The 1,556-nt window shown below is 39.6% G+C and carries 3 protein-coding genes; all 3 read right to left on the minus strand.

Translation table 11 applies throughout. The features are described 5' to 3' along the window. The coding region (locus tag ACVPON_RS08765) for a hypothetical protein (RefSeq protein ID WP_462878250.1) at window positions 1-255 on the minus strand (255 nt) is incomplete at its 3' end. 133 nt (window positions 256-388) lie between these two features. Continuing rightward, a complete protein-coding gene (locus tag ACVPON_RS08770) occupies window positions 389-1,033 on the minus strand; it encodes an Imm59 family immunity protein (protein WP_462878251.1) in 645 nt (214 codons plus the stop codon). Next, window positions 1,033-1,556 (minus strand): glycohydrolase toxin TNT-related protein (locus tag ACVPON_RS08775; protein ID WP_462878252.1); only part of this gene is annotated, 524 nt, incomplete at its 5' end. The genes ACVPON_RS08775 and ACVPON_RS08770, both read right to left, overlap by 1 nt.

Consider the following 1,556-nt stretch of genomic DNA (forward strand, 5'->3'; position numbering starts at 1 on the left):
CACATCTTGGTGAATACGCGCAGCACTCGCTAACAGGGTAGTCACACGTGTCGTAGCCTCTATAAATTTCTGGCTGATCTTTCCTGCACCTAAGCTGGCCTCTCCTTGAGCGACATACAAATAGTCTAGACCCTCTGACTGAACAGCCGCACCTGCCTCATCAATCTCCCTTAACATCCGCTCTACTAAACCTTTCTGGCTAGAAAGATAGGCCTGGGATTCAAAATCACGTTTATGACTATGATAAGTTGACATCTCAGTCCCCCTTTCCAGCAGATTGAAGTTGGTTTGAACTGCCGACATTTAAAATAGAACACAGGCAGAACACTCTCTCATGTCCATTATACCAAAATTCCCCAACCATCATAAGCTAGGGAATATTTATCAATTATTCTGGTAGAACCACCTTCAGGCGAATATCTGTTGCCTGTAAAACTTTTTGCACTTGCACTAGAAAGGCTAGTCCATTGTCTGACGGAGGATATTGGAAGCTAAGGTTGATCACCTTCTCCTTAAAATCATCACCGTAGCCTTCCACATACTGCTTGCTTTCAATAAAGTGAATATAGTTGTTCAGCTTTTCTTGAAGTTTTAGAAGATGGTCTTGTTCAGTATCGGGAAGCCATTCGTTGCCATCTGCCAATAACAACTCCAAGTGACCGTCTACAATGCCTAGAGAGTCAATAGACGTTGAACTCAAAGAAATGGATTTATTTGTACTCCATAGTGGAGAATAGTATTCGGGATTTTCTCCATCCTCAACTTTCCATCTATTTATTTTTACAGCTAAATCTAACTTTTCAATAAATCTATCCTTAGCTTCTTCAAAGTTAGAATATTCCCTCTTTCTACTAACGAACGCACGATCCATGGTCGCATAAACTTGATACACCTGTTTGTCTTCATCAAAATCAATACGGACCTGCCACTCATCTAGACTTTTATCTCCTAGGATAGAATAACGTAGCGACTGATAATTACGAGACTCTATCTCTTCTTCTAGTATTTGTCTTTGCTTGAATAAAACTGACATTAGTTGATTACCTCCCTTAAAAATCCTAGTTTTTCGTAAATAGAAACACTCGTACCCAGTTTAATCTGCTGTCCACCTCCAGCACCAAACACCTTGGCTATCTCTCCAATTTGTGGATTGTAGATGTTCTCAGCTGTAAATTCATATTCATTCATCATCGCTAATAACTTCTGCTGCTCCCTATCACTTAATTTATGAAATGCTTCTTCATAATTTGCCTTATTGATATCCATAACAACTTCATACGTATGCTTTTGTTGATAACTTTCTGGATAAGGCAAACCTCTTGACTCATAAGAATAAGATTGCCCATCAATAACTGGACTAACAAATGTTCCACCTGCCTCACCATATCGGTCTACTAAGGTTCCCGCTACTATATTCGCATCACTTGTTACTGGTACACCTGCAGAATCTACAACAAAACCATACTCATTTGGCCAATCAATCGTACCATCTGCTTTCAAATAATCTAGTGACCTAACCGGAACAGGATTCCCATTAAAATCTGTTGATTTAGACA

It is taken from the genome of Streptococcus sp. 1F3 (assembly GCF_054968985.1).